We start from the raw sequence: 15,339 nt of genomic DNA, 5'->3' as shown, positions 1-15,339 counted from the left end.
TATTTATTTTATTTCTTCAGTTCAGCCAGGCTTAACCAGGTTTGCACCACGGTGTCCGGGTTCAGAGACAGGCTATCGATCCCCTCTTCCATCAGCCAGGCGGCAAAGTCTTCATGGTCGGACGGACCCTGACCGCAAATCCCGACATATTTGCCCTGCTTCTTCGCGGCACGAATCGCCATGGACAGCAGTGCTTTCACTGCATCGTTGCGCTCATCGAACAGTTCAGACACCACGCCAGAGTCTCGGTCCAGACCAAGCGCAAGCTGCGTCATATCGTTTGAGCCAATTGAGAAGCCGTCGAAATATTCGAGGAACTGCTCTGCCAGTAAGGCGTTGGACGGAATTTCACACATCATGATGATCTTCAGCCCGTTTTCACCACGTTTCAGCCCCTGGCGCGCCAGTTCTTCAACCACCGCTTTCGCCTGATCTACGGTACGCACGAACGGGATCATGATCTCAACGTTGGTCAGTCCCATGTCGTTGCGCACACGTTTCACCGCTTCACACTCCAGTGCGAAGCAGTCGCGGAAGCTGTCGGAAACATAACGTCCCGCGCCACGGAAGCCGAGCATTGGGTTCTCTTCATCTGGCTCGTAACGTTCACCACCGACCAGGTTGGCGTATTCGTTCGATTTAAAATCAGAGAGACGGACAATGACACGCTTCGGATAAAACGCAGCACCCAACGTCGCGATCCCTTCAGTCAGACGACCAACGTAAAACTCACGCGGAGAATCAAAACCTTTCATCATCTCGCGGATTTCGTTTTGCAACTGCGGTTCCTGATCGTCAAACTCAAGCAGTGCGCGTGGGTGGACGCCAATCATACGGTTGATGATAAATTCCAGACGCGCAAGGCCCACGCCTTCGTTCGGCAGGCAGGCGAAATCGAAAGCACGGTCCGGGTTACCGACGTTCATCATCACTTTCAACGGCAGATCCGGCATCGTTTCTACGCTGGAGCTTTTCACGCTAAATTCCAGCAACTCAGCATAGACGTAACCGGTATCACCCTCTGCACAAGAAACAGTGACGTTCTCACCGTCTTTCATCCGTTCTGTTGCATCACCACAGCCCACTACCGCCGGAATGCCCAGTTCACGAGCGATAATCGCCGCGTGACAGGTACGACCGCCACGGTTGGTGACGATGGCCGATGCTTTCTTCATGATCGGTTCCCAATCCGGGTCGGTCATGTCAGTAACCAGCACATCACCAGGTTCGATGCGGTTCATTTCGCTGATGTCATGGATGACTTTCACCGGACCCGCGCCGATGCGATGACCGATAGCACGGCCTTCGGCGATAATCTTACCCTGTGAATGCAACGTATAACGCTCCATGACCTGACCGCGTGAGCGCACGGTTTCCGGACGCGCCTGCACAATGAACAGTTTGCCGGTGTGGCCATCTTTCGCCCACTCAATATCCATTGGGCGACCGTAGTGTTTCTCAATTTGTACGGCCTGTTTTGCCAGTTCCTGCACTTCTTCGTTGGTCAGCGAGAAGATGTCACGCTGTTCCTGCGGTACGTCTTCGATTTTAACCTGCTTGCCGTGCTCCTGGGTCGGCGCGTAAACCATGCGGATTTTTTTTGACCCCATGGTGCGGCGCACGATAGCCGGGCGATTCGCCGCCAGTGTCGGTTTGTGCACGTAAAACTCATCCGGGTTAACCGCACCCTGCACGACCATTTCACCAAGGCCCCATGCGGAAGTGATAAACACCACCTGGTCAAAGCCGGATTCGGTATCAATGGAGAACATCACGCCAGAAGATGCGAGGTCGGAGCGCACCATCCGCTGAACACCGGCGGAGAGCGCCACGCCACGGTGATCGTAACCCTGGTGCACACGATAAGAGATGGCGCGATCGTTAAACAGAGAAGCAAATACATGTTTCACTGCCACGAGAACGGCGTCAAAACCCTGAACGTTGAGGAAAGTTTCCTGCTGACCGGCAAAGGAAGCGTCCGGCATATCTTCTGCAGTAGCGGAGGAACGCACCGCAAAAGAGGCGTTTTCGTCATCGGCGGAAAGCTGTGCATAGGCTTCGCGGATGGCGTTTTCCAGCTCAGGCTGGAAGGGAGTGTCGATAATCCACTGGCGGATTTGCGCGCCCGCTTTCGCAAGCTGGGTAACATCGTCAATATCCGTTTTATCCAGCAGTTCATAAATGCGCTGGTTTACGCCGCTTTGGTCCAGAAACTGGTTAAACGCGTCGGCGGTTGTGGCGAAACCATTCGGAACGGAAACACCCATTCCGGAAAGGTTAGTAATCATTTCACCCAGGGAGGCATTTTTGCCCCCAACCCTGTCTACATCATTCATGCCGAGTTGGTTATACCAAAGCACCAGCGGTGACGAGCCATTGTTGGACATCGAACAATCCTTTTGTGATAAATGAACGGTTTGAGAAACACATTTCTGCGCATTTATCTTTGCATATTTAACCGGATGAAAAAAACGGTGAATCGTTCAAGCAAATATATTTTTTTACTTTTTAAGACTGATCCCAGCGTTGCGCAAATCTGCTCTCTTCGACAATTTCCACATAAACCATCGGTATAAACGAAACCGTAAAAATGAAATGCTGTTTTCATAAAAAATAAAATTGAAGGTTCATTTTATAAACCAGACATAACGTTCTACGCTTCTGTGCGTTTTTAATTTATGCTTTCATAGAATTATGTCTGCATTACGGGAAGAACAAAATGGATAATGCTGTTGATCGCCACGTTTTTTATATTTCTGATGGTACGGCAATAACTGCGGAGGTATTAGGACACGCAGTAATGTCACAATTTCCCGTCACTATCAGCAGCATTACGCTGCCGTTTGTCGAAAATGAGAGCCGTGCACGGGCAGTGAAGGATCAGATTGACGCAATTTATCACCAGACAGGTGTGCGCCCACTGGTCTTCTACTCCATCGTGTTGCCGGAGATTCGCGCCATCATCTTGCAAAGTGAAGGCTTTTGCCAGGATATCGTTCAGGCGCTGGTTGCCCCGCTACAACAAGAGATGAAACTGGATCCAACGCCGATTGCTCATCGTACCCATGGCCTTAACCCTAATAATCTCAATAAATACGATGCGCGCATTGCGGCGATTGATTACACCCTTGCCCATGACGACGGCATTTCGTTGCGCAATCTGGACCAGGCTCAGGTGATCCTGCTCGGCGTTTCTCGCTGTGGTAAAACCCCCACCAGTCTGTATCTGGCAATGCAATTTGGTATCCGCGCGGCAAACTACCCCTTTATTGCCGACGATATGGATAATCTGGTGCTACCCGCGTCGCTCAAACCGCTTCAGCATAAATTGTTCGGCCTGACTATCGACCCGGAACGTCTGGCGGCGATTCGCGAGGAACGTCGGGAGAACAGTCGCTATGCCTCGCTTCGTCAGTGCAGGATGGAAGTCGCGGAAGTGGAAGCGTTGTACCGTAAAAATCAGATCCCGTGGATTAACAGTACCAATTATTCGGTAGAAGAGATTGCCACCAAGATCCTTGATATCATGGGCCTTAGTCGTCGAATGTACTAGAGAACTAGTGCATTAACTTGTTTTTTTGTTATCATGCTAACCACCCGGCGAGGTGTGTCACACCTCGCACTTGAAATCAGCTGCGATTGGTTTATCGTGATGCGCATCACTTCCCGGTAGTCCTGCCGTAGAAGCAACAAATTTCTGAGACTTGTAATGAACAGAACTGACGAACTCCGTACTGCGCGTATTGAGAGCCTGGTAACGCCCGCCGAACTCGCGCTACGGTATCCCGTAACGCCTGGCGTCGCCACCCATGTCACCGACTCCCGCCGCAGAATTGAAAAAATACTGAATGGTGAAGATAAGCGACTGTTGGTCATCATTGGCCCCTGCTCGATCCACGATCTCACCGCTGCAATGGAGTACGCCACCCGTCTGCAGTCGCTGCGCAACCAGTACCAGTCACGGCTGGAAATCGTAATGCGCACCTATTTTGAAAAACCACGAACTGTTGTCGGCTGGAAAGGGCTAATCTCCGATCCGGATTTAAACGGCAGCTATCGGGTAAATCACGGTCTGGAGCTGGCGCGCAAATTACTTTTACAGGTAAATGAGCTGGGCGTCCCTACCGCGACTGAGTTCCTCGATATGGTGACCGGTCAGTTTATTGCTGATTTAATCAGTTGGGGCGCGATTGGCGCACGTACTACCGAAAGTCAGATCCACCGTGAAATGGCTTCGGCACTCTCCTGTCCGGTAGGTTTTAAAAATGGTACCGATGGCAACACGCGGATTGCCGTGGATGCTATCCGCGCAGCCCGCGCCAGCCATATGTTCCTCTCGCCAGACAAAAACGGTCAGATGACCATCTATCAGACCAGTGGCAACCCGTATGGCCATATTATTATGCGTGGCGGCAAAAAACCGAATTACCATGCCGATGATATCGCCGCAGCCTGCGATACGCTGCACGAGTTTGATTTACCTGAACATCTGGTGGTGGATTTCAGCCACGGTAACTGCCAGAAGCAGCACCGTCGCCAGTTAGAAGTTTGTGAGGATATTTGTCAGCAAATCCGCAATGGCTCTACGGCGATTGCTGGAATTATGGCGGAAAGTTTCCTGCGCGAAGGAACGCAAAAAATCGTCGGCGGTCAGCCGCTCACTTACGGTCAATCGATTACCGACCCGTGTCTGGGCTGGGAAGATACCGAACGCCTGGTCGAAAAACTCGCCTCTGCGGTTGATACCCGCTTCTGAATGCGTGCCCATTCCTGACGGAATGGGCATTTCTGCGCAACTTGTTGTCTTCTCAACACATTACTGCTTGCTCTGGCCCGCCAGAATATTGATAATAAGAATCATTGTTATATCAATTATTATTAATTTTTATGCGTTATACGGATAGCAGAAAACTCACGCCTGAAACGGATGCCAATCACAAGACCGCTTCCCCGCAGCCCATTCGGCGAATTACCAGCCAGACACTGTTAGGTCCGGATGGCAAACTGATTATCGATCATGACGGGCAAGAATATCTGCTTCGTAAAACTCAGGCTGGCAAGCTGCTGTTGACCAAGTAGCCTTTAACTCGAGCAGCTGACTTGAAGCCGTTTACCCCAGTCAGGTGGACGACTGACATAGTCATCATCCCTGTCGCTGAAAGGATTTCGCAACCCCTCATGCAGGCGGTGCAATTCCGTCATATCACCCTTTTCTGCCGCTTCAATCGCCCGTTGCGCCAACCAGTTGCGCAACACCAGAGCTGGGTTAACGCTTTGCATCAGCTGCTGACGCTCACTATCGGTAACCTCGTCTTGTTGCAAACGTACCCGATAACGGGCAAACCAGTCATCAAATGCCGCACGATCGATAAACTCATCACGTAGCGGTGACGCCGCGCTGTACTGCTCGGTCAGACTCAGCATGCGGAATGTTCGGGTATAATCGCTGCGCTCTCGCGCCATCAGACTGAATAATTCATTCAGTAGCGCGTTATCCTCTTTTTGCTCCGTCATGAAGCCCAGTTTCTGCCGCATCCGTTGTCCATAATGCGTCAACAAAACCTGCTGATAGCTGTCCAGGGCCTCATTCAGGGCATCTACGGCAACAAATGGTGACAATGTCTGCGCCAGACGCTGTAAATTCCACAACGCGACGGCAGGTTGATTATCAAAGCTGTAACGCCCTTGGTGATCCGAGTGATTACAAATAAAACCGGGTTCGTAATCATCAAGAAAACCAAACGGCCCGTAATCAAGCGTCAGCCCCAGCAGCGACATGTTGTCGGTATTCATCACCCCATGAGCAAAGCCGACCGTCTGCCATTGGGCAATTAACGATGCGGTACGTGCGACAACATCGGTAAACCAGAGACGGTATTTGTCCTCATCATCTGCAAGATGTGACCAGTAATGACGAATAGCAAATTCAGCTAACTGACGAACCTTTTCCGGCTCGCGGCGATAGTAAAAATGTTCGAAATGACCAAAGCGCAGATGGCTTGGTGCCACACGCATCAGCATCGCGCCTGGCTCCACCGTTTCCCGATACACTGGCGAATCGCTGGTGACGATACTTAACGCGCGGGTCGTCGGAATACCCAGATAATGCATCGCCTCACTGGCGAGACTTTCTCGTATCGTCGAACGTAAAACAGCCCGTCCATCACCCATTCGCGAATAAGGCGTCAGACCAGCACCTTTCAGATGCCAGTCCATTGTAGTGCCATCAGCAAGCCGTTGTTCGCCGAGTAAAATGCCGCGCCCATCACCCAGTTGGCCCGCCCAGACGCCGAACTGATGACCACTGTAAACCTGCGCCAGTGGTGACATACCAGGCAGTAGGGTTTCGCCACCCCAGACACCTGCGCCATTTTTAAACAGTGACGATGGAATACCCAGCGTGTTAGCCAGTTCGGCATTATGCCAAATCAGCCGGGCATTATTTAAAGGCGTAGGGGAAAGTGTTGTATAGGTTGCTGGCAATTCATCGCGCCAACGGGTAATAAAAGACAGGGTCATAGATCCTCCTGTTTGATAGTGTAGACGGTTACTCTCGTCTTAAACACCAGCAAACAGGAGGGTTATCGCTGAACCAACGTCGTTATCTGATTTACAGGAACGGCAGGCCACAGGCATCCCTGGAGAGCATGGAAATCAAAGGGGGTAATCTGTGCCATTATTTCTGGCGTATCAATGCCCCCCGCGATGATGCAATTGCAACATGGGGAAATTTGCGCCTGGATCGCACGAATAAACGGTTCGAAGGAGCGATGCGTGATTTGTTGCTGAATAAAACTTTTATCCAGCATGACGCGGGTGAAAAGACCATCAAAAACCGCTTTCATTGTGCTATTGCCTGCGCCCAAATTACCTAACACAAGGGGATACATTTGCGATAAGGACAAAAGATCGCGATTATCTTTTCCTTCATCGAGATGCGGGTAATTCTCATTAATCAACAGTTCAATAAACGGATATTTTAATAGTTCGCCCGCGTAATTATCCCTGTCTAATAATAAAGTAGCCACTTGTGGGGTTAAATTAAGCCAGGCAAAGAGTTTATGTTGAATAAAAAAGTGTTGGCATGATTTTAGCAATTCCAACTGCTCAGAAAATAATTGCCAATGTTGCTCCTCGGTAAGTTGCGCTATAACCCGACTCGTCGGTATACGAACCGTACCATCTTCACTGGAGAAATGGGTAATTAACTCAACGCCGACAAGGTCTTGCTGGTTATCTCTTATCGGCAGGAAATAGCAATCAGAATGATAAAGATTCTCCAAAAAAATCTTCATGGTAACCGTCCCTCTCGAAGGATGTTTTTCAGTATCCGGCTAAAAGGGATGAGGCCATAAGACATAACAATTACAGAAGGAGTAACTTTCATTTGTTCCATGTTAACCACTTTTTCAGGGGTCCTTTTATTAGATTATCCTGATTATAAACGAATAATCCATATACGGTATTTTTGTCTGTAAAATACTACTGTATTCAGGAGTAAATGGACGGAGATGTATCATCGCCGTCCATTTTTCGACATACTAGATTCGTCTCGCCTGCCAGAAATTTTTCTGCCAATAGACATTATCGAGTGAGGAACGCATCACTCCCTTGCTGGTAGAGGCGTGGATAAATTGGTTGTTGGTATCGTAAATACCTACATGCAAACCATTTTGTCCGGAGCCCGTTTTGAAAAAGACCAGGTCACCAGGCAGCAACTCGTCTTTATCAATTTGCGTGCCGATAGAGGCTTGTTGTTTGGTTTCACGGGGCAGCTGCAAATCGAAACGATCGCGCATCGTCACAACCACAAACCCCGAACAGTCCACACCGCGCCGCGTCATGCCACCATAACGATACGGCGTGCCATGCCAGCTCTGTAGCTGGTCGTTCAAACCGGCAATAACGGTAATCGAATCAGAAAGTCTGGCATTTGGCGGCGGTGCTTTATGGTGGCTACACCCGGCCAGAAACAGTGCTGTGATCAAAATAAGGCAGAAACGCATTCCGTACGGTTCCTCTGTTTTTTATTCTTGCATTAATTTAGCGTCGTAATTACCCGATTTTCAAGATACTAATGAAATCAGATGGTCGAAATCAGCATTCTGTGACCTTCGATATCCAGACGGCGAAAATTCATCCCATAGGCCTGCGCCAGATTTGGCGGCGTGAGCACCTCTTCTCTGCGTCCACTGGCCAGCATTTTTCCACCTTTTAGCAACCACGCCCGATGCGCATGACGCAAGGTGTGGTTGAGATCGTGACTGCTCATAACAATCGCCAGTCCTTGCTGACACAGCGCGCTCAGAATTTTGTCTAACGCACTTTGTTGCGCAACATCAAGACTGTTCATAGGCTCATCAAGAAGTAGTAATTGGCCTGCGGGATTGGCTTGTGGTGTGATTTGCAGCACCACCGCAGCAAGACGTACGCGTTGCCATTCGCCGCCGGAAAGTTGATTGGTGCTACGTCCGAGTTTGTCATCAAGAGCCAGCGCCCCTGCGACATCATTCAGCAGTTCGGTACGCGTTTTATCGTGCTGATGCAGTGTCAGGTAGTGCCAGACCGGCATTGCAAACGGTGGCGTCTGTTGTTGTGAAAGATAGGCGCGATGCAGCGCGAGTTTTGTTGCGGACCATGCTTCCAGTGGTTGCCCCGCGAACTGAATGCTTCCCTTACCGCTGGTCATTCCGGCCATTCGCGCCAGTAAGGTACTCTTACCCGCGCCATTCGGCCCCACCAGATGCAGGATCTCCCCAGCCCGAACCTCGCCAGAAAGCGGCCCAAGGCGGGTTGATTCCGCAACATCCTGTAGCTGCATCACAATAGACATTATTTCGCCAACGCCAGTTTAATGCTTTCCATCACAATGGGATCTTCCGGCGTCATATCCGGGGAAAAACGCTGGATGACCAATCCGTCCCTGCCAACTAAAAATTTCTCAAAATTCCATAAAATATCATCAGGGTACAGCGGTGCACGACCTTTGCTGACCATACGGGCATAGAATCCGCTCTCTTCCGGCGCGACTGCCGTCGGCGCTGCGGCAATCAATTTTTGATACAGCGGATGGCGTCCTTCGCCATTAACTTCAATCTTACTGAACATCGGGAACGTCACCCCCCAGGTAGTGGTGCAGTAAGTTTTAATCTCTTCATCGCTGCCCGGTTCTTGCTCCAGAAACTGGTTGCACGGGAATCCCAGCACCACAAAACCACGATCGGCCCAGGCTTTCTGAATATTCTCCAACTGCTCATATTGCGGCGTTAAGCCACACTTTGAGGCGACATTGACAATCAACAGCACATTACCGGCGTACTTCTCCAGCGTGGTCACTTCACCGTCGATATCTTTCACTACGGTCGTCAGAATGGAATCTTGCATCGTCTCTCCTGGGTGGTCAGTAAAAATCTTAGCTTTTAATCATAGACCGTCTTTTTGCGGCTAACGTCCTGCTTTTAACAATAACCAGATAAACACCGGCGCACCCAACGTTGCGGTGACCACGCCAATAGGCAGCTCTGCGGCAGCTAATGCCAGGCGCGCTACAACATCGGCCAGCAGTAATGCGCTCGCCCCTGCCAGCGCGCAGCCGGGAAGTAATACGCGATGATCGGTCAAACCACATAACCGGAGAATATGTGGGATCACCAGACCAATAAAGCCGATAGCACCCGCCAACGCCACACTGACGCCAACCATCCAGCCGGTCGCTGCCACCAGCACATTGCGCCAGAACCACAGGGGTAAACCCAGTTGCCGCGCCGAGATCTCGCCAAGTGCTAACATATTCATCGGTCTGGACTGACAACAGATCCACAACAACACGGGGATCAATGCCAGCATCAGCCAACTTTGCCGCCAGTCTACGCCGCCAAAACCGCCCATCATCCAGTACATCAGCTGACGTAAATCAACAGAGGTGGAAAAATAGATAGCCCACGTCATTAGTGCGCTACAGATAATCCCTAATGCAACACCAGCCAGCAATAACCGACTGGTCGAAAGATGACGACGGGCAAAACGTAAGAGTATTAAAGTGATGATAAGCGCGCCAGCAATCGCACACAGCCCTAGTGCCCAGTTTGGGAGTTGCCCTTGCCCAAGCAATACCGCGGCGATAAGCCCTACGCCTGCGCCGTTAGAGACGCCAAGTAGTCCAGGTTCTGCCAGAGGATTTTCAAACAATGCCTGCATTACAGCGCCGGATATAGCCAGCGCCGCACCAACCAGCAATACAGCCAGCGTACGTGGCAGGCGAATTTGCCAGACGAACAGTTCGCCACGAGGAGTAAACCAGTCACCTGGCGAAATCCATTGTTCACCGGCGCAAAGGCTTAAGAGAAGCGCCAGCAGCATCAAAACTGACAGGCATAATAACCAGCGAATATTTTGTCGCTGTTGTTGGCGGGCAAGTGTCAGCATGGTATCCGTTCTGCTGAAGTGTCATGGCGTTGATTTTACGGTGACTCTTCGACAGTGAAAAGAAAAAAGGCCGCAGAGCGGCCTTTTTAGTTAGATCAGATTACTCGTCTTTGGGCGAAGCGTTTTCGACCCGGCTTTTTAACTTCTGCCCGGGTCTGAAGGTCACCACGCGCCGTGCTGTAATGGGAATATCCTCGCCCGTTTTCGGGTTACGTCCCGGGCGTTGATTCTTATCACGCAGATCGAAGTTACCAAAACCAGAGAGTTTCACCTGTTCGCCGTTTTCCAGAGCTCGACGGATCTCTTCGAAAAACAGTTCAACCAGTTCTTTGGCATCCCGCTTGCTAAGCCCAAGCTTATCAAACAGATATTCTGACATTTCAGCTTTTGTAAGCGCCATAGGTTCAATCCCTCAATGATGCCTGGAATCGCTCTTTTAATGCCTCTACACATTTGGCGACGGTAGCGGCAATCTCCTCTTCTTCGAGTGTACGGCTGGTATCTTGCAGGATCAGGCTTATGGCGAGGCTCTTATACCCCTCCGCAACACCCTTACCGCGGTACACGTCAAATAAGTTTACGCCAACTACCTGATTTACGCCAACTTTCTTACATTCGGATAAAATATCCGCTGCGGGAACGTTTTCTGCGACCACCACCGCGATGTCACGACGGTTCGCCGGGAAGCGAGAAATCTCGCGCGCCTGAGGCACCACGCGGTCTGCGAGCTTGTTCCACTCCAGTTCGAACACCAGAGTGCGACCGTTAAGATCCAGTTTACGTTCCAGTTCAGGATGAACAACCCCAACAAAACCAATACGTTCACCTTTCAGATAAATCGCTGCGGATTGCCCCGGATGCAGTGCCGGATTCGCTTCTGCACGGAACTCAACCTCATTCAGTTTACCGGTCAGGTCGAGAACGGATTCAAGATCGCCTTTCAAATCATAGAAATCAACGGTCTCTTTTGCCAGGTTCCAGTGCTCTTCGTAACGGTTACCGCAAATCACACCGGCTAACATCAAATCCTGACGAATGCCCAACGGTGCCTGAGTATCTGGCACGAAACGCAGACCACTTTCGAAAATGCGCACACGGTTCTGCTGACGGTTCTGGTTGTACACCACGGTTGCCAGCAGGCCGGTCCACAGGGAAAGACGCATTGCTGACATTTCAACGGAAATAGGGCTTGGCAGCAGTAAGGCTTCAACGCCTGGATGGATCATCTGCTGCACTTTCGGATCAACGAAGCTGTAGGTGATCACTTCCTGATAGCCTTTGTCGTTGAGCAGCGTTTTCACGCGCTTGAGCGACAGATCGGCTTCGCGGTGAGTACCCATAATCAGGTTTGCCTGCACCGGCTCATCAGGGATGTTGTTGTAGCCGTAAACACGCGCGACTTCTTCGACCAGATCTTCTTCAATCTCCATGTCGAAACGCCAGCTCGGCGCAACTGCCTGCCACTCGTCTTTGCCTTCGGTCACTTCGCAGCCGAGACGACGCAGAATGTCAGTGACCTGCTCATCGGCAATATGATGACCAATCAGGCGATCCAGTTTGCTGCGACGCAAAGTGATGGTTGCACGCTTCGGCAGCGTTGCTTCGTTGGTGATATCAATTACCGGACCAGCCTCACCACCGCAGATGTCGATCAGCAGACGGGTCGCACGTTCCATCGCTTTGTGCTGCAGTGCCGGATCAACGCCACGCTCATAACGGTGAGACGCATCAGTATGCAGGCCATGACGACGAGCACGACCGGTGATAGACAGCGGGCTGAAGAAAGCGCATTCCAACAGGACGTTTTGCGTTTCGTCATTCACGCCAGAGTGTTCGCCACCAAAGATGCCGCCCATCGCCAGCGCCTTGTTGTGGTCGGCGATGACCAGGGTGTCAGCGTTCAGCTTCGCTTCGGTACCGTCGAGCAGTACCAGCGTTTCGCCCTCTTTCGCCATCCGCACCACAATGCCGCCTTCAATGCGATCTTTATCGAAAGCGTGCATCGGCTGGCCCAGTTCGAGCAGCACATAGTTGGTGACGTCAACAACTGCATCGATAGAACGGATCCCGCAACGACGCAGTTTTTCTTTCATCCACAGCGGAGTTGGCGCTTTAACGTTAATGCCTTTTACCACACGGCCAAGATAACGCGGGCAGGCTTCCGGCGCTTCTACTGCAATCGGCAGCGTGTCGTCGATGGTCGCACCAACCGGAACGATTTCCGGTTCAACCAGCGGCAGCTGGTTCAGCACGGCAACATCACGCGCCACGCCGATAATGCCTAAGCAATCGGCACGGTTTGGCGTTACGCTGATTTCGATGGTGTTGTCATCGAGTTTCAGGTATTCGCGGATGTCGGTGCCAATCGGCGCATCCGCTGGCAGTTCGATAATGCCGCTGTGATCGTCAGAAATTCCCAGCTCAGAAAAGGAGCACAGCATCCCTTCAGACGGTTCGCCGCGCAGTTTTGCCGCTTTAATTTTGAAATCACCCGGCAGAACAGCACCAATGGTCGCTACCGCCACACGCAGGCCCTGACGGCAGTTTGGCGCACCGCAGACAATGTCCAGCAGGCGATCGCCGCCGACATTCACTTTTGTCACTCGCAGTTTGTCAGCGTTCGGATGCTGCGCACACTCAACCACTTCACCCACAACCACGCCGTGGAAGCTACCGGCAACCGGTTCTACACCGTCAACTTCCAGGCCAGCCATGGTGATTTGATTTGCCAACGCATCACTATCAATCGCCGGGTTCACCCATTCGCGTAACCACAGTTCACTGAATTTCATAATCTATTCCTGCCTTATTTAAACTGTTTGAGGAAACGCAGATCGTTTTCGAAGAATGAACGCAGGTCGGTGACGCCGTAACGCAACATAGTCAGACGCTCCATCCCCATCCCGAAGGCGAAACCAGAGTAAACTTCCGGATCGATGCCAACATTACGCAGCACGTTCGGATGCACCATCCCGCAGCCCAGTACTTCCAGCCATTTACCGTTTTTACCCATGACGTCCACTTCTGCAGAAGGTTCGGTAAACGGGAAGTAGGAAGGACGGAAGCGGATCTGCAAATCTTCCTCAAAGAAGTTACGCAGGAAGTCGTGCAGCGTGCCTTTCAGGTTGGTAAAGCTGATGTTGGTATCAACAATCAGACCTTCCATCTGATGGAACATCGGCGTGTGAGTCTGGTCGTAGTCGTTACGATAAACGCGGCCAGGCGCGATGATACGAATCGGTGGCTGCTGAGCTTTCATGGTGCGGATCTGTACGCCAGAGGTCTGGGTACGCAGCAGGCGGGTAGCGTCAAACCAGAAAGTGTCGTGGTCAGCGCGCGCCGGGTGGTGACCAGGAATGTTCAGAGCATCGAAGTTATGATAATCGTCTTCGATTTCCGGCCCGGTTGCCACGGTAAAGCCAAGCTCACCGAAGAAACTTTCGATACGGTCGATGGTACGGGTCACCGGATGCAGACCGCCGTTTTCAATACGACGACCCGGCAGGGAGACATCAATCGTTTCCGCAGCCAGACGCGCATTCAGCGCTGCGCTTTCCAGTTCCGCTTTACGTGCATTCAGCGCCTGCTGAACCTGCTCTTTCGCTTCGTTGATAACCGCACCGGCTGCCGGGCGTTCTTCTGGCGGCAGCTCACGCAGGGTCGTCATCTGAAGGGTTAAGTGCCCTTTTTTACCCAAATATTCGACGCGCACATTGTCTAACGCGGCAACATCTGACGCCTGGCTAATGGCCGCCTTCGCACTGGCAACCAGTTCTGCGAGATGTGACATGGTTTTCCTCATTGTGTCAGTGGTGACACTGGTTCGTTGGACTTAGAGCCTATCCCATCAGGCTATTTTACTTGCCATTTTGGACCCGGGCAGTGCTCGAAATCCTCACGTACTTAAGTACGCTCCGGTTTCTCCGCGCTGGCCGTGCCCAGACTGGCTGCGACAATTACGCCTGATGAGACAGGCTTTTTATTTTTCAAAACGCGCATACAAAAAAAGCCTCCACTGGGAGGCTTTCAGGCGCTGTTTTCCGTTTCTCTTCTCACGCGCTAGCCTCCTGGAGTCAGGTGCTAAAGTAAAAAAAGAAGCGGAAAATAGCAGCATTCATTGCTTGCGTTACCTTTTGGTACTTTTCAAAAGACCTTTATTGAAAAGGCTACGGCGATAAAAGTCAATGTTTTGATGGCGTTGAAACGAAAAGAGGGAGACTAGCTCCCTCTTTCAACTGGCTTATGCCAGAGCTGCTTTCGCTTTTTCAACCAGAGCGGTGAACGCTACTTTGTCGAATACTGCGATATCAGCCAGGATCTTACGGTCGATTTCAACAGAGGCTTTTTTCAGGCCATTGATGAATTTGCTGTAAGAAATACCGTTCTGACGTGCTGCTGCGTTGATACGCGCAATCCACAGTTGACGGAACTGACGCTTACGTTGACGACGGTCACGGTAAGCATACTGACCAGCTTTGATAACAGCCTGGAAGGCAACGCGGTATACGCGAGAACGCGCACCGTAGTAGCCTTTAGCTTGTTTCAAAATTTTCTTGTGACGTGCGCGTGCAATAACACCACGTTTTACGCGAGCCATATGTGCTCTCCTGTATCTATATTCTAATTAAAAAGTTAAAAAACGTTAACGGCTTATGCGTACGGCAGGCACGCGATTACCAGGCCCAGATCGCCTTTGGAAACCATGGCTTTCGGACGCAGGTGACGTTTACGTTTGGTCGCTTTTTTGGTCAGAATGTGACGCAGGTTAGCGTGCTTGTGCTTAAAACCACCTTTACCGGTTTTTTTGAAGCGCTTAGCAGCACCGCGTACGGTCTTAATTTTTGGCATTTTAATAACTTCCACTTCGCATTGTTAATAAACGAAACAAAGGCGAACAATGCCTGTGAAGCCCAA

The 15,339-nt window shown here is 51.1% G+C and carries 16 protein-coding genes and 1 other annotated feature; of the genes, 3 read left to right on the top strand and 13 right to left on the bottom strand.

Annotation, left to right across the window (positions count from 1 at the left end):
• Positions 1–8: 8 nt before the first annotated feature.
• Positions 9–2,387, bottom strand: coding sequence for a phosphoenolpyruvate synthase (gene ppsA / locus AABJ99_RS11265; protein ID WP_000069375.1), 2,379 nt, complete (start codon positions 2,385–2,387; stop codon positions 9–11).
• A gap of 332 nt (positions 2,388–2,719) precedes the next feature.
• Here ppsA and ppsR point away from each other — a divergent pair, with 332 nt between their 5' ends.
• The 3 genes from ppsR to hemP all read left to right on the top strand — a co-directional run bounded on the left by ppsR (position 2,720) and on the right by hemP (position 5,079).
• Positions 2,720–3,553, top strand: a complete 834-nt coding sequence (ppsR, locus tag AABJ99_RS11260) for a posphoenolpyruvate synthetase regulatory kinase/phosphorylase PpsR (RefSeq protein ID WP_000368046.1) — start codon at positions 2,720–2,722, stop codon at positions 3,551–3,553.
• Positions 3,554–3,709: 156 nt separating this feature from the next.
• Complete coding sequence (gene aroH / locus AABJ99_RS11255) at positions 3,710–4,756, top strand: 3-deoxy-7-phosphoheptulonate synthase AroH (protein ID WP_001082226.1); 1,047 nt, start codon at positions 3,710–3,712, stop codon at positions 4,754–4,756.
• Positions 4,757–4,887: 131 nt separating this feature from the next.
• A complete protein-coding gene (gene hemP, locus AABJ99_RS11250; RefSeq protein ID WP_001270810.1) occupies positions 4,888–5,079 on the top strand; it encodes a hemin uptake protein HemP in 192 nt (63 codons plus the stop codon).
• Positions 5,080–5,082: 3 nt separating this feature from the next.
• On the opposite strand, the gene selO is transcribed toward hemP, so the two are convergent.
• From selO to rpmI, 12 genes are all read right to left on the bottom strand, one after another.
• Positions 5,083–6,519 (bottom strand): protein adenylyltransferase SelO, encoded by a 1,437-nt coding sequence (selO, locus tag AABJ99_RS11245; RefSeq protein ID WP_039020761.1) that lies wholly within the window; start codon positions 6,517–6,519, stop codon positions 5,083–5,085.
• 62 nt (positions 6,520–6,581) lie between these two features.
• Positions 6,582–7,295 (bottom strand): anti-FlhDC factor, encoded by a 714-nt coding sequence (gene ydiV / locus AABJ99_RS11240; protein WP_001563444.1) that lies wholly within the window; start codon positions 7,293–7,295, stop codon positions 6,582–6,584.
• Positions 7,296–7,541: 246 nt separating this feature from the next.
• On the bottom strand, positions 7,542–8,006 hold the full coding sequence (gene nlpC, locus AABJ99_RS11235) for a C40 family peptidase (RefSeq protein WP_001209785.1): 465 nt from the start codon (positions 8,004–8,006) through the stop codon (positions 7,542–7,544).
• Positions 8,007–8,083: 77 nt separating this feature from the next.
• Complete coding sequence (gene btuD / locus AABJ99_RS11230; protein ID WP_000029466.1) at positions 8,084–8,833, bottom strand: vitamin B12 ABC transporter ATP-binding protein BtuD; 750 nt, start codon at positions 8,831–8,833, stop codon at positions 8,084–8,086.
• Entirely contained in the window at positions 8,833–9,384 is a 552-nt protein-coding gene (gene btuE, locus AABJ99_RS11225) for a bifunctional thioredoxin/glutathione peroxidase (RefSeq protein ID WP_001154187.1), read from the bottom strand. The genes btuD and btuE overlap by 1 nt, the downstream gene beginning before the upstream one ends.
• Positions 9,385–9,444: 60 nt before the next feature.
• A complete protein-coding gene (btuC, locus tag AABJ99_RS11220; RefSeq protein WP_000956530.1) occupies positions 9,445–10,425 on the bottom strand; it encodes a vitamin B12 ABC transporter permease BtuC in 981 nt (326 codons plus the stop codon).
• A 100-nt stretch (positions 10,426–10,525) separates the two neighbouring features.
• Positions 10,526–10,825 (bottom strand): integration host factor subunit alpha, encoded by a 300-nt coding sequence (ihfA, locus tag AABJ99_RS11215; RefSeq protein ID WP_001229265.1) that lies wholly within the window; start codon positions 10,823–10,825, stop codon positions 10,526–10,528.
• A gap of 4 nt (positions 10,826–10,829) precedes the next feature.
• Complete coding sequence (pheT, locus tag AABJ99_RS11210) at positions 10,830–13,217, bottom strand: phenylalanine--tRNA ligase subunit beta (RefSeq protein ID WP_032303156.1); 2,388 nt, start codon at positions 13,215–13,217, stop codon at positions 10,830–10,832.
• A 14-nt stretch (positions 13,218–13,231) separates the two neighbouring features.
• The gene (pheS, locus tag AABJ99_RS11205) at positions 13,232–14,215 is read right to left on the bottom strand and encodes a phenylalanine--tRNA ligase subunit alpha (protein WP_000018588.1); all 984 of its coding nucleotides are present in this window, start codon (positions 14,213–14,215) and stop codon (positions 13,232–13,234) included.
• 209 nt (positions 14,216–14,424) lie between these two features.
• Positions 14,425–14,549, bottom strand: a sequence feature (Phe leader region).
• Positions 14,499–14,543: a pheST operon leader peptide PheM gene (pheM, locus tag AABJ99_RS11200; protein ID WP_001386830.1), complete on the bottom strand. Its 45-nt coding sequence runs from the start codon at positions 14,541–14,543 to the stop codon at positions 14,499–14,501. Its footprint overlaps the feature before it by 45 nt.
• Positions 14,550–14,665: 116 nt before the next feature.
• Positions 14,666–15,022 carry a 50S ribosomal protein L20 gene (gene rplT / locus AABJ99_RS11195; RefSeq protein WP_000124850.1) on the bottom strand — a complete coding sequence of 119 codons (357 nt, stop codon included), beginning with the start codon at positions 15,020–15,022 and terminating at the stop codon, positions 14,666–14,668.
• Between the two features lie 53 nt (positions 15,023–15,075).
• Positions 15,076–15,273, bottom strand: coding sequence for a 50S ribosomal protein L35 (gene rpmI, locus AABJ99_RS11190; protein WP_001124225.1), 198 nt, complete (start codon positions 15,271–15,273; stop codon positions 15,076–15,078).
• Positions 15,274–15,339 lie beyond the last annotated feature (66 nt).

It is taken from the genome of Escherichia coli, from assembly GCF_036503815.1.
Taxonomy (GTDB): Bacteria; Pseudomonadota; Gammaproteobacteria; order Enterobacterales; family Enterobacteriaceae; genus Escherichia; species Escherichia coli_F.
Note: the sequence above shows the minus strand (reverse complement) of the source record. Positions and strands in the feature narration are given on the sequence as shown.

Excerpts from the sequence above, each read along its gene's own strand:
- pheT (WP_032303156.1), bottom strand. The coding sequence starts at position 13,217 with ATGAAATTCAGTGAACTGTGGTTACGCGAATGGGTGAACCCGGCGATT.
- btuD (WP_000029466.1), bottom strand. The coding sequence starts at position 8,833 with ATGTCTATTGTGATGCAGCTACAGGATGTTGCGGAATCAACCCGCCTT.
- ihfA (WP_001229265.1), bottom strand. The coding sequence starts at position 10,825 with ATGGCGCTTACAAAAGCTGAAATGTCAGAATATCTGTTTGATAAGCTT.
- rpmI (WP_001124225.1), bottom strand. The coding sequence starts at position 15,273 with ATGCCAAAAATTAAGACCGTACGCGGTGCTGCTAAGCGCTTCAAAAAA.
- pheS (WP_000018588.1), bottom strand. The coding sequence starts at position 14,215 with ATGTCACATCTCGCAGAACTGGTTGCCAGTGCGAAGGCGGCCATTAGC.
- ppsR (WP_000368046.1), top strand. The coding sequence starts at position 2,720 with ATGGATAATGCTGTTGATCGCCACGTTTTTTATATTTCTGATGGTACG.
- nlpC (WP_001209785.1), bottom strand. The coding sequence starts at position 8,006 with ATGCGTTTCTGCCTTATTTTGATCACAGCACTGTTTCTGGCCGGGTGT.
- selO (WP_039020761.1), bottom strand. The coding sequence starts at position 6,519 with ATGACCCTGTCTTTTATTACCCGTTGGCGCGATGAATTGCCAGCAACC.
- btuE (WP_001154187.1), bottom strand. The coding sequence starts at position 9,384 with ATGCAAGATTCCATTCTGACGACCGTAGTGAAAGATATCGACGGTGAA.
- ppsA (WP_000069375.1), bottom strand. The coding sequence starts at position 2,387 with ATGTCCAACAATGGCTCGTCACCGCTGGTGCTTTGGTATAACCAACTC.
- hemP (WP_001270810.1), top strand. The coding sequence starts at position 4,888 with ATGCGTTATACGGATAGCAGAAAACTCACGCCTGAAACGGATGCCAAT.
- aroH (WP_001082226.1), top strand. The coding sequence starts at position 3,710 with ATGAACAGAACTGACGAACTCCGTACTGCGCGTATTGAGAGCCTGGTA.
- ydiV (WP_001563444.1), bottom strand. The coding sequence starts at position 7,295 with ATGAAGATTTTTTTGGAGAATCTTTATCATTCTGATTGCTATTTCCTG.
- rplT (WP_000124850.1), bottom strand. The coding sequence starts at position 15,022 with ATGGCTCGCGTAAAACGTGGTGTTATTGCACGCGCACGTCACAAGAAA.
- btuC (WP_000956530.1), bottom strand. The coding sequence starts at position 10,425 with ATGCTGACACTTGCCCGCCAACAACAGCGACAAAATATTCGCTGGTTA.